Consider the following 22,533-nt stretch of genomic DNA (forward strand, 5'->3'; position numbering starts at 1 on the left):
CCTTTCATACAAAAGGCTGCGAGTAAGGCTGCAAGAGCCATGGGACGATATTTCGCTAAGAGATCGCCGTTTTCTTGGCTCACGCACCTGTTAATTGACATTCTGCGCTCCTTTCTGCCAATGCACAGCGACAAAACAAATCAACCATGATGCGAAATAGCACTTTTCACACGTATAACCGACGCAGCCACAGTCACAACAACAACGGGTATCGAGAACAGCATCACGAGGGCGCTCACTTCCAAACCGGCGTGGTCCAAAGCCTCAAGGGCAACCTTGATTAATGCCACCACGTAATAGCTGATCGCGATAATCGAGAACCCCTCAACCGCCCTTTGGATTTTCAGTTGAACGGCAGTTCGATCTGCCATCGCCTGGATTTGGATCGAATTCTGGAACTCGATCTCCACTTGAATCCGCGTCTGAAGGAGGCCGAGAAGATGCATTGTTGCATGAGACAATTGTTCGAGCCGTACCGTTGTCGCTTCGCAGGTTCGCACGGCCGGTTTAAAACGTCTGGACACGAAAACCCCAAATCTCTGAAAGCCGGGAACGTGCGTCTCGCGGAGTTCTCCAATTCGCTCCTCTACGATTTTCGCGTAGGCGGCGGTAGCGCCGAAGCGGCTACGAGTTTCGGCAGAGGCGGCGATGATTGCCGCAGAAAGTTCCGAGATTTCATTGAGAAGTTTTTTGTGCTCAAGCGGAGGTCCTGATTGATTGCATCCCGCCAGTTCTCCGAGCGTTGCTTCGAAGTTCGCAAGATGCGGTGCAAGGCGCCGGGCCTGGGGCAGGCCGAGCAGGGACATCGCGCGATATGTTTCGATCTCGTAGATCCTGCGGACCATTCGGCCCAACCGGTACGCGTTGAGATCGTTGTTAAACAGCAAGATATGGCTCCAACCATTTGAACGAACTCGAAAGTCGGAACAGACCTGGCCTGCGCCGGCACCAATTGATGATGCGGCGGTATCTGCAAATTCAAACTTAGATAATATTGCCCCGAGTTCTCCCGGTGCTTCTTCTTTCACTAGTATGCTGATTTGGCAGATGGGAGTTGGAGAAGCTATCTTCAGAAGGGGAGCGATGTCGGGGATGGACAATTTGGGCTCGGGCCACTCGCTGACCTCCTCGGCCAACATCGTTACTCGTGTGACGGTCACAAACTCTGTGTGATATTCGATCCGAGTCTTAACCCGATCGCTTTCATGCTGAGCGCAGGAAAGGGAGCCATTTTGATGACCACTTGCGCCGCCAGAATACAAAAGCGCGACATGCTCTACCAACGCAGGGCCAGAAAAATAAATGGATGGCCGCGCATGTAGCTCAGCATTGAAATCTGGACTGATGAAGCTTTCCATGGTTCGGCTTTGCATGTCAGACCCCTTCGACCTAGATTCCGATCGCTTCATACGCGTCGGCAACCTGTCGGATCGACGCGACATACGCGGCAGTTCGGTAGTCCTCAAGTTCCGGCTGTTTCTCCAGAAGATCACCGATACGGGCCCAGGTGCTGCGCATGACATCTTCAAGCCCCGAACGGACAAGATCGATCTCGGCGCCGCCTTCAAGAAACTCATCGCGGATGTCGGCCGGGAACTCCATGCCAGTCATGCGTTCGAGCGCGGTGGCGATGGTAAGGTTGCGCCGCTCGCGCCGGCGCCGCTCCATTAGCCCAAACGGGATGTGAGTCAGATTCTTCACCCACTCGAAATAGCTGACGACCACACCGCCAGCATTAACATAGAGATCGGGAAGAATGGTCACACCGCGGGAACGCAGGATCTTGTCCGCCTCGAAGGTAACAGGACCATTGGCAGCTTCGACGATCAGGTGCGCCTTGATGCGCTCGGCGTTCCCCGCATGGATGGCGTTCTCCAGCGCCGCGGGAATGAGAACGTCGCAGGGCTGTTCGATGCCGCTCATATCGCCGGCACAGGACGTGGCGCCTTCAACGCCAAGAATGCTGCCGGTCCGGATTTGGTGCTGCTTGAGCGCTTCGATTGCAAGGCCCTCGGGATTGGCGACGTAACCATCACGTTCAGCGACGACGGTGATGCGTGCCCCATCCTCTTCGCGCAGGAATTTTGCCGCATGATAACCGACATTTCCGAAGCCCTGAACGATGACCGCTGCGCCCTTGAGATCGCGCCGGCTATTGAGACCCGGCGTACGGGTGTCGCGAAGGAAGCTCTGGATGGCGAACTGGACGCCCCGTCCCGTGGCCTCCGTTCGACCGGCGATGCCACCCTTGGAAAGCGGTTTTCCGGTGACGCAAGCCCGGGCATTGACGACGTCGGTTGGATTGGCGCGGCGGAATTCGTCCATCATCCAGGCCATTTCGCGTTCGCCGGTTCCGATATCGGGAGCCGGAACGTTGACGCCCGGACCGATCAGGCCGCGCTTGTTCAGTTCCTGCGTAAAGCGGCGGGTAATCCGCTCAAGTTCCTGTGGTGTCCATTCACGCGGGTCAATCTTCAGCGCCCCCTTTGAGCCGCCGAATGGCACGTCGACGAGCGAGCATTTGAGCGTCATCAGCGCCGCAAGAGCCTCGACTTCTTCTGCGTCGGCATTGGACGCGTAGCGAATGCCGCCCTTTACCGGTTCACAGTGTTCGCTGTGCACCGAGCGCCATCCAATAAAGCTGTACATGCGGCCGCGAAGCCGAACACCGAAACGAACCGTATAGGTCGAATTGCATTGGATGATGCGTTCCGCCAGTCCCTCAGGAAGATCAAGGAAGGACATAGCACGACGAAAATTTTGATCGACACTCTCAAGGAAATTGGCAGAGTTCATCGGCACTACTCGCTGCGGATCTAGTTCCTAATCGTGCTCGCGCTAACGCGGAGACGGGCTCGTTTGCGAACAAATAAGGGAGCAGCTCTGGCAAGATCGGCACGCCCGACACTCTAGGTGCCGGGCGCTTCACCAGTGGGCTTGTTCAGACCACTTGCTTGAGGCGAAGGGCTTCGGGATCGTAGACCCGACCAAAGCGATTGTTGAGGAATTCAGCGAGCGCGACTTCCTCCTGGCGGACGAACCCCTTCTGCGGTAGTTTTCCTGAGGCAAGTAGATCAAGAACCGTCGTGATGCCGGCTGCGGTTGTGATCTGAATGGCGCTCATCTTTTTGCCTGCGACGACGCTCGCATACACTTTATTGGCATAGGTTTCCTGCAGATAGCGACCGTCCTTCCAGCCGCAGACGGTCACGAAAATCACGACAACGTCCTGCATGGTGGCCGGCAATGCATTTTCGAACAGATCTTTGAGTACATCGCGGCGGTTCTTGAGATTCAGGTCGTTCAAAAGTGCCTTGATGATTGCCTGATGACCGGGATAGCGGATCGTGCGGTAATTCATCGTACGGACGCGACCATCGAGCGTCTTTGCGAGAGTGCCGAGGCCGCCGGAGGTGTTGAACGCCTCATAGGTGACGCCATCAAGTGAGAATTCTTCCCGCTCTTCCATCGCCGGGACCGTAATGAGCTTGCCTTCTACAATTGCCTCGCACGGCTCGATGTATTCGTTGATCAGGCCGTCGTGCTCCCAGGTAAGGTTATAATTGAGAGCATTCGACGGGTATTGCGGCAGCGCACCGACCCGCATGCGAACGCTGTCCAACGTGTCAAAACGTTTGGCCAGATCGTTGGCAACAATCGAGATAAAGCCGGGAGCCAGACCGCACTGGGGGATGAAGGCGACATTTGCGCCCTTGGAGAGTTCTTCGACCTTCTTCGTAGTTGCGACATCTTCCGTCAGATCGAGATAGTGGACCGCAGCATCGAGAGCCGCCTCAGCGACTTTGGCAGTGAGGTTGAACGGAGCGGCGGACAAAACGGCGAACTTACCGCGGAGCAGATCGACGAGCGCCGCCTTGTCGGTAATGTCGACAGGTACACCGGAGATTGCCGAGTGTTTATCAAGCTTCGCCAGTTGGGCCTGATCACGATCCGTAACCACCACATTGTAATCGCCGGTTTCCGCCAGCATCAAGGCGATGGCGCCGCCGATCTTGCCTGCGCCGATGACAACTACGTCCTGCATTGAAGTCCCCTTACGTTTGAGAATTTGGATTTCAGTAATTTGAAGGAGAATAACGCCGTATAATAGTGGCGAATTGCTCTTTTCGATGCATTGTTTTAAGCAAATCGTTGTAGAGTATTGTCGGAAAGTCAGGTGGCACATGAATATCACGGGCAAGGATCGAGAACTGCTAGACCTGCTGGGCGAAAATGCGCGCGCGCCGGTTGCGAGCCTGGCAAAAAAGCTGGGTTTGTCGAGGACGACGGTTCAAGCGCGGCTCGAGCGTTTGGAGCGAGAGGGTGTGATTGCGGGATACGGCCTGCGGCTGTCTGATGCCTACTCGTTGGGCTTGGCCAGAGCACATGTCATGATCACTCTTGCGCCGAAGGTCTTGGCACAGGTCTGCGTTTCAATCCAAGGCATTCACGCTGTTAAGTCGCTGCACTCCGTAAGCGGTACGTTTGATCTTATCGCGGTCGTTGAAGCGCCGTCGATTTCTGAGCTTGATCAGCTTGTCGACGAAATTGGCATGATCGACGGCGTTGAACGCACGCTTTCGTCCATCATTTTGTCAACGCGAATAAGTCGGTGAGCATATCATCTCACGCCAGTGAGACGGGTTCGAACGGTCACTTATTAACACGTTGGGTAATCAGGCGTTCGATCACCTGGAGCGGATGCGGCAGGCTCAAGCCATCTATGATCTTCGCCTGTGAACGGCAGGAATAACCTGTTGCCATGAGAGTGTCCCCACGCTGCGTCTTATCGATAACCGGCTTCCAACTCATCGCGTAAAGCTGTTCGGACACCGCGCGATTGCGTATCTCGTGGCCGAACGTGCCAGCCATGCCGCAGCAGCCAGTATCGGCAACCCGAAGCTCGATTCCCAATGTCCTGAAAACGGACTTCCATTGGCCAACGGACGCTGCGGCATTTGTTCGCTCAGTGCAGTGCACAAACAGCGTCATGTCCCGCGACTCGACGGCCGGCTGCATGGGGGCACGCGCTAGCACACCGGCCAGCCATTCCTGTGGTAGCGCCACCGTTGCTTTGAGAGGCGCGCCGGCAAGCGCTTTGTATTCACTACGGAAGGCGAGGGTCATGGAGGGATCTAGCCCCACCAGCGCCACGCCCAGGTCGGCAAGCTCCTGAAGATAAAGGGAGGTCTGCCGCGCGGCCTGCTCGAAACGGGCGAGGTAGCCGTGCACATGCAAAGCCTTGCCATTGACATGCGGTGCTGCAAGCATCGGCACGAATCCCAGAGCGCGGGCAAGCCTTACAGCGGCAAGTGCCACCTCAGGATCAAAATGTGCGGTGAAGACATCTAGCACGAAGACAACAATGGATTTGCGCTCTTCGGGTTTCGCCAGATTTTCCGCCCTCGCGATAGCAACGCCCAGTCGCTTTGCTTCTTTCTCCAGCGACAGAGCTGGCAGGACAGGCAGGGCGGTAAGGCCGGCAAGACCCAAAAGCTTTTGACCAAGCGCAGTCCATGCTACGAGATTGTACAGGGGGCGCACGCGCGCCAAGAGTGGTAGTGTGGCTTCAATGGAGGCGATGAGCGGATCTTTCTGGGGCCTCAGGTAGCGTCCGTGATAGACCTCCAGAAATTTCGACCGAAAGGATGGAACGCTGACTTTCACCGGACACTGGCCGGCGCAGGCCTTGCAGGCGAGGCAGCTATCCATCGCCGCCTTCACTTCATGGGAGAAATCTTGATCATTAGCTGGGTTCAGCGAATTGAACAGGCGTCGCGGCAACTGCCGGAGACCCGGCGATTTGCGCAGCCGCTCGGACTCGCGACGAGGATCACAGCCTTTTTCAGCCAGAAGTCGGAGCCACTCACGCATCAGCGATGCCCGCCCCTTGGGTGATTGCCGCCGATCGCCCGTCGCCTTGTAAGAGGGACACATTGGGCTCGTTTCGTCGAAATCGAAGCAAGCGCCATTGCCGTTACAATAGGCGGCATTGTCGAAAGCGGAGCGGATCTCAGTGCCGATGCTGCGGTCGAAATCGCCGCGCAACGGAACCTCGTCGATTTTCAACAGAGGCGTATCATCGCCGCTGGCGATCTTGCCCGGATTGAGCCGATTCTGAGGGTCAAAGGCGCGCTTGATGTCCTGCAGGCAGGGGTAAAGGTCGCCAAAAAATTCCGGCACATATTCCGACCGCACGCCCTTCCCATGCTCGCCCCACAAGACCCCGCCATATTTGCGCGTGAGCGCGACCACGGCATCGCTGATCTGCCGGACCAGCGGGACGTGGTCCGGACGGACGAGATCGAGCGCCGGCCGCACATGCAGGACGCCCGCATCGACATGGCCGAACATGCCATAGGACAGACCGAAGCCGTCGAGCAGGGCACGAAACTCGCGAATATAGGCCGCCAGGTTCTCCGGCGGTACGGCCGTATCCTCGACAAACGGTACTGGTCGCACCGCTCCTTCGACATTGCCGAGAAGCCCCACCGCCCGCTTGCGCATCGTCCAGATGGCTTCGGCATTCTTGTGCCCACGGGCGATGGTGTGACCGAGGCGGCTGCCATTGTGCGCAAGGTCGAGAGCCGCCACGATATGCTCGAGTTTACGCTCGAGCTCAGCCGCGTTGTCGGCCAGTACTTCGACGATGTTGATTCCGTTCTGAGGTTGTCCGTCGTCTTCAGGAAAGAACCGGCTGATTGCCGTCCAGCCGATGTCGGCTTTGGCAAGCGACAGCACCTTCTCGTCGATAGTCTCCACCGATGCGACCTTGAGCGCGGTCAGGTTACGGGCATCTTCGAGTGCCGCGTTGAAATCGCTGTAGCGAATATTGATCAGCGCGGTGTTGGTCGGAATCGGCAACAAATTGAGCTCCGCCTCGGCGATCAACGCAAGCGTTCCTTCCGACCCGCATAGGATCGCGTTGAGATCGAACAGGCCGTCGTCGCGCCGCACATGGGCGAGGTCGTAGCCCGTCATATAGCGGTTGAGATTGGGAAAGACCGCGTCGATGCGCTCCCGCTTTCCCCGCGTGATTAGCTCCACCGTGCGATAGATGTCGCCAATCCTATCCTTCCGGGCAAGGCTTTCCGCGAGTTCCTGGCTGCTTACCGGCCGAGACCAGAAATCCGAGCCGTCCATCAGCACCACCCGAAGTGCCAGCACGTGGTTCGACGTCTTGCCGTACAGACATGATCCTTGCCCGCACGCATCCGTGGAGATCATGCCGCCGATCGTGGCGCGATTAGACGTAGAAAGCTCAGGGGCGAAGAACAGTCCGTATGGTTTCAGAGCTCGGTTCAACTGGTCCTTGACCACCCCCGCTTGCACCCGAGCCACGCGCCGGACCGGATCGATCTGAAGCACGCGGTTCATGTGCCGAGAACAGTCGACGACGATGCCGCTCGTCAGTGATTGTCCGTTCGTACCCGTGCCGCCGCCGCGGGGTGCGACCACAAGACCAGCAAAAGCCGGCTTCGCCAGCAGGCGGGCAAGGGTTTGCAGATCCTCCGCGCCACGGGGAAAGAGAACGGCCTGCGGCTCCACCTGGTAGATGGAATTGTCCGTGGCATAGACGGTGCGCGTGGAGGCTCGCGTCTCGATATCACCAGCGAAGCCGGCTTCGATCAATTGCCCGAAGAAACCTGCCGAAACGGGTTCAGCGGAAACGGGATGTTCGAGACGCGGGATCATGGCTCGACCAACTTATCCTTGCAAAGCCGCGCAAGCCGTTTCGATCCGATCGAGCGCCTCCACAAGTTCCACCTCCGACATAGCATAGGAGATGCGGAAGAAAGGCGACAAACCGAAGGCCGATCCCGGCACGACGGCGACATGCGCCTCCTCCAGGAGGTAGTCGGTGAAATCCGCATCAGTAACGATCTTCTTACCCTTTGGGGTTGTCTTGCCTAGCACGCCTGCACAGCCAGAATAGGTATAAAATGCGCCCTCCGGCGTGCGGCATTCCAGACCATCCACGGCATTCAGGCGGCTGACCACCAAATTACGACGCTGCTTGAAGCTGGCCCGCCGGTCCTTGAGGAATTCCTGCGGACCGTTCAACGCGGCGATTGCGGCCGCCTGGCTGACGGAGCACGGGCATGACGTGGCCTGGCTCTGGATCACCGCCATGGCCTTGATGAGTGCCTTGGGTCCACCGGCATAACCGATGCGCCACCCGGTCATGGCATAAGCCTTCGATACACCGTTAATGGTCAGCACCCGCTCTTTCAGCCGAGGCTCCAGCGCCACCGGCGTCACGAATGTGAAGTCGTCGTAGATGATGTGCTCGTACATGTCGTCGGCCATCAGCCAGACCTGCGGGTGACGCAGTAGCACCTCAATCAGCGGCTGGTAGTCTTCGGCGCTATAGGCGGCCCCCGACGGATTGGAAGGGGAATTCAGCAGTACCCAGCGGGTCTTTGGCGTGATTGCCTTCTCCAATTGTTCAGCCTGCAGGCGGAAACGGGCGCCGGCATCGCAGGGAACAAGCACTGAGGTGCCGCCACACACTTCGACGATGTCGGAATACGACGTCCAATAAGGGGTGGGGATGATGACCTCGTCACCCGGATTGATCGTCGCCATGAAGGCGTTGAACAGGATTTGCTTGGCGCCGGCGCCGACGGTCACCTCGTCCACGCTGTAGTCGAGCCCGTTTTCACGGCGAAACTTGCCGACGATGGCCTGCTTCAGAGCAGGCGAGCCGTCGAGGGCAGTATACTTGGTTTCGCCCGCATCGATGGCCACCTTCGCGGCCTTCTTGATGTGGTCCGGAGTATCGAAATCAGGCTCGCCCGCGCCGAGAATGATCACCGGCAGCCCTTCGCGCTTCATCGCGGCAGCCTTGGCGCCGATCTGCAGGATCTTGGACACCCCAACACCAGCGATCCGCGAGGCTGGCCGAAAGCCCGCCTCCTCAACTTTTGTCGTAATCGTCATGACGTTCAGCCTTATTCGATGTCGAAAGAAACGCCCTGAGCCAGGGGGAGAGCTTTCGAGTAGTTGACGGTGTTGGTGGCGCGGCGCATGTAAGCCTTCCAAGCATCGGAACCTGATTCGCGGCCACCGCCGGTTTCCTTTTCACCGCCGAATGCTCCGCCGATTTCGGCGCCGGACGTGCCGATATTGACGTTGGCGATACCGCAATCTGAGCCGTCAACCGCGAGGAAGCGTTCTGCTTCGCGCATATCCAGGGTGAAGATGGAAGACGACAGCCCGGCACCCACCGCATTGTGGTCGGCGAGCACGGCTTCGAAATCGTTGTACTTCAGCACGTAGAGAATGGGCGCGAAGGTTTCTTCTAGCACCGGACCGTCTTGAGCCGGCATCTCGACCAGAGCCGGCTTGACATAATAGGCATCAGCATGGCCGGTTTCGACGCGCTCGCCGCCATGAACCGTGCCACCACGCATCTTCGCCTCGACTAGTGCCTTCTGCATGTTATCAAAAGCGAGCCGATCGATCAGCGGACCGACGAGTGCACCGCCATCCAGCGGATTGCCGACGGAAACACTGGCATAGGCCTTCTTCAAGCGCGGCACGAGCTTGTCGTAGACGCTGTCGTGGACGAAGAGTCGACGCAGCGAAGTGCAGCGCTGGCCAGCCGTGCCCATGGCCCCGAACGCGACGGCGCGCAGCGCCATGTCGAGATCGGCCGACGGGCAGACGATGCCACCGTTGTTGCCGCCGAGCTCCAAGATGGCACGTGCAAAGCGCTTGGCAAGCCGCGGTCCGACTTCGCGGCCCATGCGGGTCGAACCCGTGGCCGAAACCAGGCGTACCTTGTCATGATCGACCAACACTTCACCGATGGCGCGGTCGCCGATCAAAACGTGTGCGAGGCCCTCCGGCCCCTCACCGAAGCGCTTGAGAGCACGTTCAAGAATGCCTTGCGCGGCCAGCGCGGTCAGCGGCGTCTTCTCGGACGGCTTCCAGACGACGCTGTTGCCGCAGACGAGCGCCAGTGCGGTGTTCCAGGCCCACACAGCGACGGGGAAGTTGAAGGCCGAAATGATGCCGATGACGCCGAGCGGATGCCAGGTTTCCATCATCCGGTGCCCAGGGCGCTCGGTCGCGATGGTCAGGCCGTAAAGCTGGCGGGAAAGGCCGACCGCGAAATCGCAGATGTCGATCATCTCCTGCACTTCGCCCAGGCCTTCGGATGGGCTCTTGCCCGCCTCGATGGACACGAGATGACCGAGATCGGACTTGGCAGAGCGAAGCTCTTCGCCGAACAAGCGCACGAGCTCGCCGCGCTTGGGCGCAGGCACGAGACGCCAAGCACGGAAGGCGTTGTCTGCGCGATTGATCATCGCCGCCGCATCGCTGGCCGTGACGGTCTTGAGGCTTGCGGTTTGCTCGCCGGTGATAGGTGAAAAGGCCTTCAAGTCACCGCCGGTATAGGCGGCTCTTTCGACGCCGAGACGCTCCAGGATGGCAGCGGCTTCCTCGGCGATGGGGAGGTTTTTGGTAGCGATATTCATCAGTGGAAACTCCGTGGACTGTGCGGGTTCGGGCAAAGATTACTCGGCGGCGGCCCGCGTCTGCAGTGCCTTGAGGCAGGCTTCAAACGAAGCCTTTTCGATGCCTTCGTAATGATCGAATTCGTTCAAGACTTCAGCGCCGAGATCCGCCTCGAACCGCTTCTGGTTCGGGCTGGCGATGAATTCCTGCTGCGCGCCGTCACCGAGGTTGGACTGAAAGATGCCGGCGGCGCTCACGGGCAGAAAGTCTTCGTAGACGATCGGGTCGAAACGAATGAAGCCTTCCGCGATCAGTGTATCGCGATCTCTGGTCCCCGAAGGAAGAGACATCTTCGCCTTCTCGGTCAACGAGTAGCTGAAATAACCGAGTCGCTCGGCTCGGATTGCGGCCCAGTTATCCGGGAAAGCCTGGAACGTATCCGCCAAAGCGGCCTCGTAGGCTACGGCATTAGAGCCATCGGCCGTGGGACGAACGACCTTGCGAGTATCGTCGAGCAGCTTGTCATAGAGCGCACGCCCCTTCGGGGTGAGCGCCACGCCGCGCTGCTCGATCTCGCCGAAGCGGGCGGTGTGGGTACCGTCCTTCCAGCCACCCTTGCCATCCTGGAAGGAGACCGGCTCTTCCAACGCCTTGAACGAGGTTTGGCGCAAGAGGATCGGGCATTTGCGTGTCGGCGGACCTTCAACGACTGCCTTGGGCGCGATGCCGTACTCCGGCATCAGTGCTTGCACCTTGTCGATGTCCAGCGTGCGCGGTGTCAGGTGGTTGATATGCGGCCCCTTGAACGACACCACGTCGGCGATCAAGCGATGGGCATCGTGCAAGCGGTGGTACATAGAGAGAGCGACATTGGCCTTGTCGTGCCAGCGGAAGGTTTCGAGGACCTCGGCGACGAACTGCTCCGCATCCTCTTCAGACAGGCCACTCTCGGCCTCTGCCTTCGTCGTCAGCTCCACGGCGCGCAGCGTGAAGATCTGGCGCTCGGCGAGGATAACTGCTGCCTCATTTCTCAAGGCTTCGTCCGCAATCAGATCGAGGCGTAGGAGCGATGTAAAGACGCGGAAGGGATTGTGCTTGAGGGCGACCTCACCCACCGGCCGGAAAGCCGTCGAGTGAACCGGCACACCCGCTGTCGAGAGATCGTAGTAGCCGACGGGACACATGCCCATGACGGCGAAGATGCGTCGCATCATGGCAAGTTCCGCCGCCGTTCCGAGACGGATGGCGCCGTGGCGCTCTTCGGAAATGCGTTGCAGGTTGTCGGTCGCCTCGAGCCGGGCCTTGAGCTCGGGATCGCTTGTCAGCGTCTCGTCATTGACGCGAGCCACCAGTTCCATCAGCGTGCCATAGGCCGGAACTTCATCCCGATACATTGCGGACATTGCACTCGAAAACGAGGTACGGATATCGCTAGCGGAAACCTTCGCCGTCATGGTGGAAATCCTTTTGTAAGTGGCTATTATTCCTGATGATCACAATAGGCCGAATTTTTTTGTCGTGTTGTGAGGCTTCCTATTATGTTGATGAGGAAATGGAATAGATGCGCAGAAGCCTGATCCCAGACATAGTCAATCTGCAAGCGTTTGAGTGCGCCGCCCGGCATGAGAACTTCTCGCGCGCGGCCGAGGAGCTACATCTCACCCAAGGTGCTATTAGTAGGCAGATCGCTGAACTCGAGAAACAGACAGGATTGACGCTGTTCGAGCGGGTCCGCCGCCGCGTCGTGCTTTCCGATGCCGGTCAACGCCTTTTACCCGAGGTCAAACAGCTGCTCGTGCAATCCGAGAGGCTGATGATCGGCGCCGTGGCAGCTGGAAAGATGACCTCGTCCTTGCGGATTGCCACGCTCCCGACGTTCGGAGCGAAATGGCTGGTACCACGGCTCAGCAGTTTCCTCGCGACGCACCCAGATACCGCTTTATCAATTGAGTCGCGTTCAAGTCCATTCAGTTTTTCGGAGGAGAACTTTGATCTGGCTATCCACTTCGGGCAACCTACATGGGCAGGTGCGACCGCCGCTTTTCTTTGCCACGAGGCCGTGTTGCCGGTGGCTGCGCGAAACTCAGCGTATCGTCTCCGCCAAGACATTAATCTGATCCAGGACGCTACGCTACTACACTTGATCACGAGACCAAAGCTTTGGACGGACTGGTCGGCGTATCATAGCATCCCACTGTCGAACGCATATCAAGGACCTCGCTTTGATCAATTGTCCATGATCACATCTGCGGCGATCACCGACCTCGGTGTTGCGCTTCTTCCTACCTACCTGATCGAGCGCGAACTTCGCGACGGCACGCTCATGTCCGTCCTGGACAACCCTATGTCAACAGAGAACGCGTATTACGTCGTTCGTCCTGAAAAGAAGCGTGCCCAGGTGGGCGCCGAGCAGTTTGAGAAGTGGCTAATTGGTCAGATTGAAACATCCTCGCCGCCGATCTGTCCAAAGGGGTGAACTGCTCGACTGCCGCCACTCGAACGGGATTCTTCTCCCGGGTTTGGCTGATGTCGACTTCAAGGTCTCAGCATAGCACTCTCGCGAGGATTCGATGGAGACCGCAATGGGCTGGACTGATTTCACCCGTCACCAATATGGCCGACGGGCAGGGCGTCATGCAAGTGACGTTACGGATAGGGAATGGTCGGGCGTGTCGCAAAGTTTCTCTGTTAACGCGGATTTGGATGATGAATCGCTCCGATTTGTTGGAGCGCCGTTTCATGATTCTCAATACCATTGCCGAAAATCTGAAACGCCAATCGAAGGACGATTTCAAGGGACGGCAGTTTGAAGCGAGTCCCCGAAAATCTTTGAGACACGCCCCCTTCGAATCATTTTGGTAATTGGTCGGCTAAAAATCTCAACCCTGTCGACAGAGATCATGCCAAAAGGTACACTGCGGATGCGGCATTGATTTAATTTCGATATACAAGGGGGAAAACGTGCGGATTAACCAGCGCCAGATGGAGATCTTCAATGCTATCATGGTCAATAAGAGCGTTACAGCAGCCGCAACCTCTCTGAGGACATCCCAGCCTACTGTGAGCCGCGAGTTGCGGGACCTTGAACGACAGATCGGATTTGATCTTTTCAATCGGTTTGGCAAACGACTGACGCCCACGAATCAGGCGCAACTGCTTCATTCGGTGGTTGCTCGCTCGTTTGTGGGAATGGAGGAAATCAGCCGCGTGGCGATCGCGATTAGGGGTCATGACGGTGCCTATCTTAGGATTGCCTGTATCCCTGCTTACGCAGAAGCACTTATGCCCGTCGTGGCGAGGCGGTTTCTCGATAGTCGTCCGCGGGTCCTTCTTTCCGTTCACTCGCTCGAAGAAGTCCCACTTCGACACGACCTCACCACTCAAATGTTTGACGTCGGATTGACCGAGGGAAGCTATGAGCACGACGTAACGACGACTGAGAAAATTGACGTCGGCGAATTGTTATGCGTGCTTCCAGCAGGGCATCGTTTGGTGGAAAAAAATATCATTCGACCGAGCGATTTTGAAGGCGTGGAGTTCGTGTACTTCTCGCAAGAAGATCCTTATCGCCGCAAGCTCGATGACATTTTCGATGCTGAAGGAATTTCGCGCCGTTATTCGGTAGAAACAACAACCGCAACTGGCGTCTGCTCGATGGTCGCGGCTGGAGTAGGCGTTTCGATCGTTAACCCTTTTACGGCTGCTCACTACTGCAAGAAAGGTGTCGTCCTGAAGAGGCTGAGTGTCCGCGTACCGTACCAGGTTACTCTCTGGAGGCCAGCGGAAGGGCTTCGATCTACCCACGCCGATCTATTCGTCAAAGTGCTTCACGAAGTGACGGCAACCGTGAAGCAGCAATTAAGAGCACAGCTGGGAGAATGAGGTTGGATGGGATATTGCTCAGTGGCATAATGGGTCCCTATCTCGCCTTGGCGACGTTTCTCGATCCTAAAGGAGCTCCGGCGTCAGGCCGTTTGCGCGGTAAGCCGCTATGATGGTATTCTCCAGCAACATGGCGATCGTCATCGGGCCAACACCACCGGGAACAGGCGTGATCGCTGCGGCGACTTCGGATGCCTCATCATAGGCGACATCGCCCACTAGCCGGCTCTTGCCCGCGCCCCGCTCCGGCGCATCGATCCTATTAATACCGACGTCGATGACTGTTGCTCCTGATTTGATCCAGTCCGCTTTCACCATCTCCGGACGGCCGACGGCCGCCACCAGGATATCGGCACCGCGCGTGCCACGGAGGCGAGATCCTTCGTCCGCGAATGCGCCGTCGTGACAGTCGCATTGGCATTCAGCAGCAATTGCGCCATCGGCTTGCCGAACAGGTTGGAGCGGCCGATGACGACAGCATTGAGCCCCGACAAGTCCTTGCCGTGGATGGAGCGAACCAAAAGCATCGCGCCGGCTGGCGTGCAGGAAATCAGCCCGGTCGCGAGATCGCCCGTTGCCAGCTTGCCGGCGTTGACCACATGCAGGCCATCGACATCCTTCTCCGGCTTGATCGACTGGATGATCGCATCGGCATCCAAATGCTTCGGCAGCGGCAGTTGCATCAGGATGCCATGAATGGACGCATCCTCGTTCAGCGAGGCCACCAGCTTTGCGAGTTGGTCCTGTGTCGTCTCGGCCGGAATTGAAGCCGCAATCCTTGGCCATCCGGCCCTTGGCGCTGACATAGGTGTGGCTCGCCGGATCATCACCGACGATCACCACGGCCAGACCGGTCTTCACACCGGTCTCGGCCTCAAGCACCGATGCTGCGGCCTGCACGGCGTCGATAACCTTCGCCGCCGCTTTCTTTCCGTCGATTACAATCGCGTTTGCCATATCTCAACCCATGCGCTCAGAGGCATAGGATCCTGGACTTGCCGGAAACACCACGGCGCGGTTGCCGTTGATGAAGGTGCGGTGATGGATATGGGCATGCACGGCGCGCGCGAGCACCTGGCTTTCGACATCACGGCCGATCGAGACATAATCCTCGGCCGACTGCGCATGAGTGATGCGGGCAATGTCCTGCTCGATGATCGGGCCCTCGTCGAGATCAGCGGTGACGTAATGCGCCGTCGCGCCGATCAGCTTCACGCCGCGCTCATAGGCCTGTTTGTAGGGATTGGCACCCTTGAAGCTCGGCAGGAAGGAATGGTGGATATTGATGATCCGGCCCGACATTTTCTGGCACATCTGGTCCGACAGGTGACCTTGCCCCGTTGAAATAATCCATTTTGAAGTAAGCTCTGGCCCATTGAGAGGACCAGGGAATGAAGCGCAACCGTTTCACAGACGAACAGATCATCGGCATCCTGAAAGAGCATGAGGCTGGCACGCCGGTCTCGGAGCTTTGCCGCAAACACGGCGTTAGCGATGCCAGCATCTATAAATGGAAAGCCAAGTTCGGCGGCATGGAGGTGTCGGAAGCCAAGCGGCTGAAGACGCTGGAGGACGAGAACACGAAGCTGAAGCGGCTTCTGGCGGATGCCATGCTCGACAATGCTGCTTTGAAAGACCTTTTGGGAAAGAAATGGTGACGCCCGCAGCAAAGCGGAACGCTGTCGCGCATCTGATGGACCAACATGGGATGAGCGAACGGCGGGCGTGTAAAGCCATCGGTTTTTGCCGCATGACGATCCGTTATGACACCAGACGCAGCGACGATCAGGGCCTTCGCGAGCGCATGAAGGCGTTGGCGCATGAACGCCGCCGCTTCGGCTATCGACGCATTCATGTGCTGCTCAGGCGCGAGGGACACCTTGTGAACCACAAGAAACTCTTCCGGCTCTATCGGGAGGAGAAGCTGACCGTGCGCAAGCGCGGCGGGCGCAAGCGCGCGATAGGCACACGAGCACCGATGCTGATCCCAATGACCGCCAAATGATCGTTGGTCGCTGGACTTCGTGTCGGATCAGTTCACCGATGGTCGCAGGTTCCGGGTTCTGACGGTCGTAGACGATTGCACCAGAGAATGCCTGGGCCTCGTCGCCGATACATCGCTTTCCGGCCTGCGGGTTGCCCGTGAGCTTGATCGGATCATCGAGGAACGTGGCAAACCCAGGACGGTCGTCAGTGACAACGGCAGCGAGTTCACCAGTAATGCGATCCTGCAATGGACGGATCGGGCCAAGGTCGATTGGCATTACATTGCACCAGGCAAGCCGATCCAGAACGCCTTCATCGAAAGCTTCAATGGGCGGCTGCGCGACGAGTTCTTGAATGAAACGCTCTTCTCGTCACTGACCCACGCTCGATCAGCGCTTTCAAACTGGCGCAGCGATTACAACGATCATCGACCGCACTCCGGCCTTGGCTGGCTGACACCGACCGAGTTCGCTCAGACCATCAACCCGCTACGTGATGCGGTGCTGCGCAGCCGAAATGGCTCCGCACCGCAACCCGCCGCTACCGCCCCAAATGCAGCAACCAAAAACCGCCGGAGCGAACTGAAAACTGGATAAAACTTGGGGGCAAGGTCACGGGTACTGCTTGCCTGCGATTAGCCCAGAGAAATGTGCGACATCCGCCAAGGTCGCTGCGCCTACCTCGGCTGCGATCGCCGATACCCTTTTGAAGTCGATTGCTCGTGGATAAGACGAACCCCCAACGATTATGGGGGCATTTGCGGGAGGGGGCGAAATCCTACGCTAAGCTTCCAGAACTATCGCGATAGATGCGACATCAGAAAATCGGCCGCGCTCTGGTGAGCTGCGCCGGCGTTCCGGGTCCCCGATCTCAAGAAAAAATCGTGCGCCCCGCCTTCGTAAGCATCAAGGGTAACAGGCCCTCCAAGCTGTTGCGCTGTCCGTTGCAACTCGCGGCCGATCGACAAGGGAAACGTCCGGTCGGCGCTTCCCCAAATCAAAAGCAGCGGCGGCAATGGACGGATAGGCTTTGAATAACCGTTCGGGAATCCGCCATCGACCAACACCAGAGCGCCAATATCGGATCGTCCGACCGAAGCAGCCGAGGCGATTTGCGCGCCAAGCGAGATCCCGAGGACGCCAACCTTGCCGCCGTGGCGCGGTTGGCTCTCAAGATAGGCGGACACGCCTTGAACGGCGGAAGTCCAGCCCGGCAGCCCCTGTGCATAATAGGCGATACGCGTCCGCGCATTACCCGCCGTGGCGATAGCGTCGAGGTCGGCCGCCGACAGAACATGGACGAGATAGGCATTCAAACCCGCCGTCCGGAACGTCTGGCCGATCTCATCATAAACGGACGCCCCGAAGCCTTTGCTGCCACTTAGGATCACAACGGCCGGACATGTCGCATTCGCGCAGTTCCCGAAGCTCTCGACGAGAACACGGCCGGCCGGCGTCGGCACGGTAAATTGCTGCCGGGATGCAGCATGAGCATTGACAAACATACCTGCGAAAAAAACGAGAACGCACGAAAACAAGCGCATATGCTTCTAAAACTCCATTCCTTGGCGTCGCGACACAGTACGCGATCGGCCCATACCTACCGCCCCTAATCAAGCGGCTTATCTTCGGTGGGAAGACTATGCTCGGCCCACTCCCTTCTCGGTATTGGCTCGCCCATGAGAAATTCAAAGGCCGCGACCTTCTTATGATCCGGGGTGAGGTCACATTTGAATCGCAACCTATACCAATCTCGCTTGCTGTGCAGAGCCGCCCCCTCTGCCGAAAAGGAGTTTCCCGATAATTTCGGGTCGGCCATCGCATAGGCCACGACGCGATCCGGCTGGTACTCTTCGCTCCACGCTCCGACCTGAGCCATGGCTTCCAAATTGCATAGTTGTTCGATCTGATCCGCGGGCCTGAGCATCGCAAGCTCTTGTCTGGTATTTCGGCTTCTTGGATCGTCCAGCACCGTCTCCGACAGCATGCGCGACGGCTTCACCAGTGTCGGCGTTTCATCACGACGATGAACCTCGTCCGGGACCACCTCTGGAACTGCTGGCGTCTTTAACGTCGTCTCGGGCGTGTCCGCCGGCATGCCCTCGCCCTGCTGTGTAGGAGGAAGATCAGGTTGCCGTGCGGGCTTCTCCTGTTGATCGGTTCGGGGAGGGGGAAGGGTCACGATTTCCACCGCTATGCTCTGCTCCTGCTGCTCGGGCAGTTTCGGCGCGGCAGGCAAAAGCAGTATGAAGACGCCCACAAGGATATGAAGGAGCGCGGACCCCGCAAGGCCCCACCTGTTGAATCGATCCTCTGTCCGCGCCACCAACCTCATACAAGCACGTCAGAGGGCGGCAGCTACGAATTGGCGCAGATCAACAAAAAGGCTGGTTTGCTTGCCGCCTTCCATGGCGTCACCGTGGGTGGCCTTCAACCCCTCGACAGACCAGCCCGCCGAAGCCGCATCGGTGATCTGCCGCAGCTGCGGGTTTGCATCTGCTACGGAGGCGGAGAGGGTTAAGGCAACGCATATAGCCAAAATTGTTGTCAGTTTATGAGTCATCGGCATTCGATTGCTCCGGTTGCGGTAGACCCAGAAGTCGTCTGCCATGGTCCCTAAGTTCGCCTTTAGGGCCGACATACCGGTAGAGGGTGACGCGCTCGATCCCGAGTTCCGTGCAGAGATCGGAGACGGATGTATCGCGCTGCGCCATGGCGGCCTGGGCGAGGCGAACTTGCGCTTTGGTGAGCGCGAATTTGCGACCGCCTTTGCGACCTCGTGCTCTGGCTGCGGCAAGACCAGCCATCGTACGCTCACGGATCAGGTCTCGCTCGAACTCGGCCAGAGTGGCGAAGATGCCGAACACCATGCGGCCAGATGCGGTCGTGGTGTCGATCTCGGCTCCTTTTCCGGTCAACACCCGCAAGCCGATCTTGCGGTCGGACAGATCCTTCACCGTATTGACCAGATGGGTAAGCGACCGCCCGAGGCGATCAAGCTTCCAGACGACCAGCACATCGTCGGAACGCAACGATTTGAGGCAGCCAGTCAGGCCCGGTCGATCATCACGGCTGCCAGAGGCGCGATCCTCATAGATATTGTCCTGCTCAACGCCGGCGGCGCGCAGGGCGTCGTGCTGCAGGTCCAGAGACTGGGAACCATCGGCTTTGGAAACGCGAGCATATCCTATCAGCATGTTTCTTAAACGGTGGTTTGAGGCGGCGCATTACCGCAATTGCCTTGTTCCCCAGAACTGTATCTTAACCAGCATCATAAACAAAGCGTCTTGAACATCATCTGATTTTGAAAAAGGAACATGGATGCCGCGTCGTGTCACTCTAACCGATCGGCAGAAGGACGCGCTGTTGCGCCTGCCGACTTCGCAGGCAGATTTGCTCAAACACTATACGCTGAGCGACGAGGACCTCGAGCATATCAGGTACCGCCGACGACCGCACAACAGGTTCGGTTTCGCCCTGCAATTGTGTGTTCTGCGCTACCCCGGACGGGTGTTGGCTCCGGGAGAGCTGATTCCGGCGGAGGTGGTCGAGTTCATCGGAGCGCAGCTTGGCCTGCATGCCGACGATCTTGTTGACTATGCCGCCCGCGAGGAGACGCGCCACGAGCACCTTGCTGAACTGCGGATGCTTTACGGCTTCCGCACGTTCTCCGGCCGTGGCGCTCGTGAACTGAAGGACTGGCTTTTCCGGGAAGCCGAGATGGCGGTGTCGAACGAGGACATTGCCCGTCGTTTCGTGGTCGAGTGCCGCCGCACCCGCACTGTTCTTCCCGCGACATCGACGATCGAGCGGCTTTGCGCCACGGCTCTGGTCGATGCTGAGCGGCGGATCGAGACAAGAATTGCCGACCGTCTGTCTCCGTCGATCCGGGAGCAGTTGCGGGCATTGCTTGAGGATACGGTTGACGATCGTGTGACCCGGTTCGTGTGGCTGCGGCGGTTCGAGCCCGGTTCGAACTCTTCGTCGGTCAACCGGCTTCTCGACCGGCTGGAATACCTGCGACAGCTCGATCTCCCCGAAGATATTCTGGTCAACATTCCTGCCCATCGAGTGGCGCGGCTGCGCAGGCAGGGCGAGCGGTATTATGCCGATGGCATGCGTGATCTTCCGGAGGACAGACGGCTAGCGATTCTGGCCGTTTGCGCATCGGAATGGCAGGCGATGCTCGCCGACGCCGTGATCGAAACCCATGATCGGATCGTTGGCAAGCTCTACCGGGCTTCGGAGCGCATTTGCCAGGAGAAGGTTGCGGACGAAGCGACTGCGGTGCGCGCCACCTTGAAATCCTTCGCCGAAATCGGTGGAGCCTTAGTGGATGCACAGGATGACGGCCAGCCGCTGGAAACCGTCATCGGCAATGGAGAGGGCTGGGACAGGTTCAAAACCCTGGTTGCCACGGCGGTCAGCCTGACAGCGACCATGACGGCCGACCCGCTCAATCATGTGCTTGACGGCTATCATCGCTTCCGCCGCTATGCTCCTCGTATGTTGCGCCTGCTCGATCTTCGGGCTGCGCCGGTCGCGATGCCGCTGCTCGACGCCGTGACGGCGCTACGTGGAGGTGCAAGAGTTTCAGTGCATCCCGACTTTCTGCGGCCAAGCTCGAAATGGCATCGTCATCTTCGTGCCCAGCCGGCTGGCGATACCCGACTTTGGGAGATCGCGGTGCTGTTCCACCTGCGCGATGCGTTCCGATCCGGAGATGTCTGGCTGGTGCGGTCCCGGCGCTATGGCGATCTGAAACAGGCACTCGTTCCTGCGCAAGCCGTGGCGGAAAGCGGCCGTCTCGCCGTGCCATTACGGCCGGAGGAATGGTTGGCCGACCGGCAAGCGCGCCTCGATAGCCGGCTGCGGGAGCTCGGCCGCGCCGCTCGCGCGGGCACGATTCCAGGCGGGTCGATCGAAAACGGTATCTTGCACATCGAAAAGCTTGCGGCTGCCGCGCCGGTCGGCGCCGAGGACCTGGTTCTCGACCTTTATAAGCAGATACCACCGACACGCATTACCGACCTGCTGTTGGAAGTCGATGCTGCGACCGGCTTCTGCGAAGCCTTCACCCATCTCCGCACGGGAGCGCCCTGCGCAGACCAGATCGGATTGATGAACGCCATCTTTGCGGAGGGGATCAATCTCGGCCTGCGCAAGATGGCGGACGCAACGAACACCCACACCTTCTGGGAGTTGATCCGCATTGCGCGCTGGCATGTCGAGGGTGAAGCCTATGACCGGGCGCTCGCCATAGTCGTAGAAGCGCAAGCCAATTTGCCGATGGCCCAATTCTGGGGGACCGGCATCTCGGCATCGAGTGACGGCCAGTTCTTCGCGGCGACGGAGCAAGGCCAAGCGATGAACCTGGTCAACGCGAAATACGGCAATACGCCGGGTTTGAAGGCTTACAGTCACGTCTCGGATCAATATGCTCCGTTCGCAACCCAGGTGATCCCCGCAACGGCAAGCGAAGCGCCCTATATCCTCGATGGTCTGCTCATGAACGACGCTGGTCGCCATATCCGCGAGCAATTCGCTGACACCGGGGGCTTCACCGACCACGTCTTTGCCGCCTGTGCCATTCTCGGCTACCGGTTCGCCCCACGTATCCGGGACCTGCCATCCAAAAAGCTCTACGCGTTCAATCCTTCGGCCGCGCCGGCGCATTTACGAACCATGATCGGCGGAAAGATCAATCAGGCCCTGATAGAACGCAACTGGCCCGACGTTCTCCGCATCGCGGCGACCATTGCGGCCGGAAGTGTCGCACCCAGCCAGATTCTGCGTAAGCTCGCCTCATATCCACGACAGAACGAACTCGCCACAGCCTTGCGCGAGGTCGGCCGCATAGAGCGGACTCTCTTTATGGTCGACTGGATTCTGGATGCCGAACTGCAACGCCGAGCCCAGATCGGGCTCAACAAGGGCGAGGCCCATCACGCCCTGAAACGAGCCATCAGCTTCCATCGGCGCGGAGAAATCCGCGATCGGTCCGCCGAAGGCCAACACTACCGCATTGCCGGCATGAACCTGCTCGCCGCCATCATCATCTTCTGGAATACCTTGAAGCTCGGCGAAGTCGTCGCCAGCCAGAAGCGCGGCTATCGCCCGATCTGCTGACCCACGTCTCTCCTCTCGGATGGGAACACATAAACCTCACGGGCGAATATCGATGGCCAAAGCCTTAGCG

Annotated in this window: 15 protein-coding genes and 6 pseudogenes; 7 read left to right on the plus strand and 14 right to left on the minus strand. The window is 58.6% G+C overall.

The window, feature by feature from the left end; translation table 11 throughout:
* Positions 1–140 precede the first annotated feature (140 nt).
* The 3 genes from N2599_RS36765 to N2599_RS36775 all read right to left on the minus strand — a co-directional run bounded on the left by N2599_RS36765 (position 141) and on the right by N2599_RS36775 (position 4,045).
* Positions 141–1,373 (minus strand): DUF3422 domain-containing protein, encoded by a 1,233-nt coding sequence (locus N2599_RS36765; protein WP_037143491.1) that lies wholly within the window; start codon positions 1,371–1,373, stop codon positions 141–143.
* 16 nt (positions 1,374–1,389) lie between these two features.
* The gene (locus tag N2599_RS36770; RefSeq protein ID WP_027512968.1) at positions 1,390–2,745 is read right to left on the minus strand and encodes a Glu/Leu/Phe/Val family dehydrogenase; all 1,356 of its coding nucleotides are present in this window, start codon (positions 2,743–2,745) and stop codon (positions 1,390–1,392) included.
* 196 nt (positions 2,746–2,941) lie between these two features.
* Positions 2,942–4,045 carry a saccharopine dehydrogenase family protein gene (locus N2599_RS36775; RefSeq protein WP_260308686.1) on the minus strand — a complete coding sequence of 368 codons (1,104 nt, stop codon included), beginning with the start codon at positions 4,043–4,045 and terminating at the stop codon, positions 2,942–2,944.
* A 139-nt stretch (positions 4,046–4,184) separates the two neighbouring features.
* Between N2599_RS36775 and N2599_RS36780 the strand changes: the two genes are divergently transcribed.
* The gene (locus tag N2599_RS36780) at positions 4,185–4,616 is read left to right on the plus strand and encodes an Lrp/AsnC family transcriptional regulator (protein WP_027512970.1); all 432 of its coding nucleotides are present in this window, start codon (positions 4,185–4,187) and stop codon (positions 4,614–4,616) included.
* A 37-nt stretch (positions 4,617–4,653) separates the two neighbouring features.
* On the opposite strand, the gene ydiJ is transcribed toward N2599_RS36780, so the two are convergent.
* The 4 genes from ydiJ to hglS are packed head-to-tail and all read right to left on the minus strand — an operon-like array spanning position 4,654 to position 11,921.
* Positions 4,654–7,695, minus strand: a complete 3,042-nt coding sequence (gene ydiJ / locus N2599_RS36785; RefSeq protein ID WP_027512971.1) for a D-2-hydroxyglutarate dehydrogenase YdiJ — start codon at positions 7,693–7,695, stop codon at positions 4,654–4,656.
* 12 nt (positions 7,696–7,707) lie between these two features.
* A complete protein-coding gene (locus N2599_RS36790) occupies positions 7,708–8,943 on the minus strand; it encodes a pyridoxal phosphate-dependent aminotransferase (protein WP_027512972.1) in 1,236 nt (411 codons plus the stop codon).
* An 11-nt stretch (positions 8,944–8,954) separates the two neighbouring features.
* The gene (amaB, locus tag N2599_RS36795; RefSeq protein ID WP_027512973.1) at positions 8,955–10,487 is read right to left on the minus strand and encodes an L-piperidine-6-carboxylate dehydrogenase; all 1,533 of its coding nucleotides are present in this window, start codon (positions 10,485–10,487) and stop codon (positions 8,955–8,957) included.
* 39 nt (positions 10,488–10,526) lie between these two features.
* Positions 10,527–11,921 (minus strand): 2-oxoadipate dioxygenase/decarboxylase HglS, encoded by a 1,395-nt coding sequence (hglS, locus tag N2599_RS36800; protein WP_027512974.1) that lies wholly within the window; start codon positions 11,919–11,921, stop codon positions 10,527–10,529.
* Between the two features lie 107 nt (positions 11,922–12,028).
* On the opposite strand from hglS, the gene N2599_RS36805 reads away from it, so the two are divergent.
* The 4 genes and pseudogenes from N2599_RS36805 to N2599_RS36820 all read left to right on the plus strand — a co-directional run bounded on the left by N2599_RS36805 (position 12,029) and on the right by N2599_RS36820 (position 14,349).
* Positions 12,029–12,943, plus strand: a complete 915-nt coding sequence (locus tag N2599_RS36805; protein ID WP_027512975.1) for a LysR family transcriptional regulator — start codon at positions 12,029–12,031, stop codon at positions 12,941–12,943.
* A gap of 106 nt (positions 12,944–13,049) precedes the next feature.
* Positions 13,050–13,133, plus strand: a pseudogene (locus tag N2599_RS36810) (IS5/IS1182 family transposase); the annotation flags it as partial.
* A gap of 73 nt (positions 13,134–13,206) precedes the next feature.
* Positions 13,207–13,281: pseudogene (locus N2599_RS36815) on the plus strand (IS6 family transposase); the annotation flags it as partial.
* Between the two features lie 147 nt (positions 13,282–13,428).
* Positions 13,429–14,349 (plus strand): LysR family transcriptional regulator, encoded by a 921-nt coding sequence (locus tag N2599_RS36820; RefSeq protein WP_260308681.1) that lies wholly within the window; start codon positions 13,429–13,431, stop codon positions 14,347–14,349.
* Between the two features lie 66 nt (positions 14,350–14,415).
* Here the strand turns inward: N2599_RS36820 and folD are convergent.
* Together folD and N2599_RS36830 are read right to left on the minus strand one after the other, a co-directional pair.
* Positions 14,416–15,306: pseudogene (folD, locus tag N2599_RS36825) on the minus strand (bifunctional methylenetetrahydrofolate dehydrogenase/methenyltetrahydrofolate cyclohydrolase FolD).
* A gap of 3 nt (positions 15,307–15,309) precedes the next feature.
* Positions 15,310–15,675 (minus strand): annotated as a pseudogene (locus N2599_RS36830) (formyltransferase family protein); the annotation flags it as partial.
* Between the two features lie 65 nt (positions 15,676–15,740).
* Between N2599_RS36830 and N2599_RS36835 the strand changes: the two are divergent.
* Positions 15,741–16,931, plus strand: a pseudogene (locus tag N2599_RS36835) (IS3 family transposase).
* 15 nt (positions 16,932–16,946) lie between these two features.
* Here N2599_RS36835 and N2599_RS36840 read toward each other — a convergent pair.
* From N2599_RS36840 to N2599_RS36860, 5 genes are all read right to left on the minus strand, one after another.
* Entirely contained in the window at positions 16,947–17,111 is a 165-nt protein-coding gene (locus tag N2599_RS36840; protein WP_375714174.1) for a hypothetical protein, read from the minus strand.
* 20 nt (positions 17,112–17,131) lie between these two features.
* Positions 17,132–17,797 carry a dienelactone hydrolase family protein gene (locus N2599_RS36845; RefSeq protein WP_245209338.1) on the minus strand — a complete coding sequence of 222 codons (666 nt, stop codon included), beginning with the start codon at positions 17,795–17,797 and terminating at the stop codon, positions 17,132–17,134.
* Positions 17,798–17,943: 146 nt separating this feature from the next.
* Positions 17,944–18,525 carry a DUF930 domain-containing protein gene (locus N2599_RS36850; RefSeq protein WP_245209339.1) on the minus strand — a complete coding sequence of 194 codons (582 nt, stop codon included), beginning with the start codon at positions 18,523–18,525 and terminating at the stop codon, positions 17,944–17,946.
* A 153-nt stretch (positions 18,526–18,678) separates the two neighbouring features.
* Entirely contained in the window at positions 18,679–18,903 is a 225-nt protein-coding gene (locus N2599_RS36855) for a hypothetical protein (protein ID WP_027513808.1), read from the minus strand.
* Positions 18,887–19,531, minus strand: a complete 645-nt coding sequence (locus tag N2599_RS36860; protein ID WP_027513809.1) for a recombinase family protein — start codon at positions 19,529–19,531, stop codon at positions 18,887–18,889. Before N2599_RS36860 ends, N2599_RS36855 begins: the two co-directional genes overlap by 17 nt.
* Before the next feature lie 124 nt (positions 19,532–19,655).
* Here N2599_RS36860 and N2599_RS36865 point away from each other — a divergent pair.
* A pseudogene (locus N2599_RS36865) lies at positions 19,656–22,531 on the plus strand (Tn3 family transposase).
* The last annotated feature ends 2 nt before the right edge of the window (positions 22,532–22,533 follow it).

It is taken from the genome of Rhizobium sullae (genome assembly GCF_025200715.1).
GTDB lineage: Bacteria > Pseudomonadota > Alphaproteobacteria > Rhizobiales > Rhizobiaceae > Rhizobium > Rhizobium sullae.

Bases quoted from the DNA above. Each gene is read 5' to 3' on its own strand.
- N2599_RS36765 (WP_037143491.1), bottom strand. From the start codon at position 1,373: ATGCAAAGCCGAACCATGGAAAGCTTCATCAGTCCAGATTTCAATGCT.
- N2599_RS36770 (WP_027512968.1), bottom strand. From the start codon at position 2,745: ATGTCCTTCCTTGATCTTCCTGAGGGACTGGCGGAACGCATCATCCAA.
- N2599_RS36775 (WP_260308686.1), bottom strand. From the start codon at position 4,045: ATGCAGGACGTAGTTGTCATCGGCGCAGGCAAGATCGGCGGCGCCATC.
- N2599_RS36780 (WP_027512970.1), top strand. From the start codon at position 4,185: ATGAATATCACGGGCAAGGATCGAGAACTGCTAGACCTGCTGGGCGAA.
- ydiJ (WP_027512971.1), bottom strand. From the start codon at position 7,695: ATGATCCCGCGTCTCGAACATCCCGTTTCCGCTGAACCCGTTTCGGCA.
- N2599_RS36790 (WP_027512972.1), bottom strand. From the start codon at position 8,943: ATGACGATTACGACAAAAGTTGAGGAGGCGGGCTTTCGGCCAGCCTCG.
- amaB (WP_027512973.1), bottom strand. From the start codon at position 10,487: ATGAATATCGCTACCAAAAACCTCCCCATCGCCGAGGAAGCCGCTGCC.
- hglS (WP_027512974.1), bottom strand. From the start codon at position 11,921: ATGACGGCGAAGGTTTCCGCTAGCGATATCCGTACCTCGTTTTCGAGT.
- N2599_RS36805 (WP_027512975.1), top strand. From the start codon at position 12,029: ATGCGCAGAAGCCTGATCCCAGACATAGTCAATCTGCAAGCGTTTGAG.
- N2599_RS36855 (WP_027513808.1), bottom strand. From the start codon at position 18,903: ATGCCGATGACTCATAAACTGACAACAATTTTGGCTATATGCGTTGCC.
- N2599_RS36860 (WP_027513809.1), bottom strand. From the start codon at position 19,531: ATGCTGATAGGATATGCTCGCGTTTCCAAAGCCGATGGTTCCCAGTCT.